This window comes from Paracraurococcus lichenis, assembly GCF_030657435.1.
Lineage (GTDB): Bacteria > Pseudomonadota > Alphaproteobacteria > Acetobacterales > Acetobacteraceae > Paracraurococcus > Paracraurococcus lichenis.
The window spans coordinates 1-391 of the sequence record NZ_JAUTWS010000515.1 but is presented as its reverse complement, the minus strand read 5'-3'; the positions used below and the strand labels follow the sequence as shown (position 1 = coordinate 391).

Genomic DNA, 391 nt, shown 5'->3' with positions numbered 1-391 from the left:
ACGCCCCTCCTCCGGATGCCGGCTGCGCACGTAGCCGCCATCCAGCCCAACCACGACCGCGCCGCCCGGCCGCCCTTTGGGCTGCGTCACGGCCGCAGCCATGGGCAGCTGCACCACCTCCTGGCCGACCCGCTGCGTCCGGTTCCGCACCGTGCCGGCGTTCGCCGCCCCGCCGATCGGAAGCAACTCGGACAGGAGTGCCACGACCTTGCCGAACGGCGCCAGCGCCGCATACCGAGCGGTGACGCAGGCGAGTTCGGGCGCGACGGTACCCCCGCCGAGCTCCAGGGCCGCGAAGCTCTTCGGCTCGCCCGGACCATGGCAGGGGCAGGCCAACAGCCGCCGGACCCGGACCGGCACCGCGCCGAACAGTGAGCGGAACGTCGCCTGG

1 pseudogene is annotated in these 391 nt (G+C 74.4%); it reads right to left on the bottom strand.

The window, feature by feature from the left end:
- Positions 1–391 (bottom strand): annotated as a pseudogene (locus Q7A36_RS41045) (hypothetical protein); the annotation flags it as partial.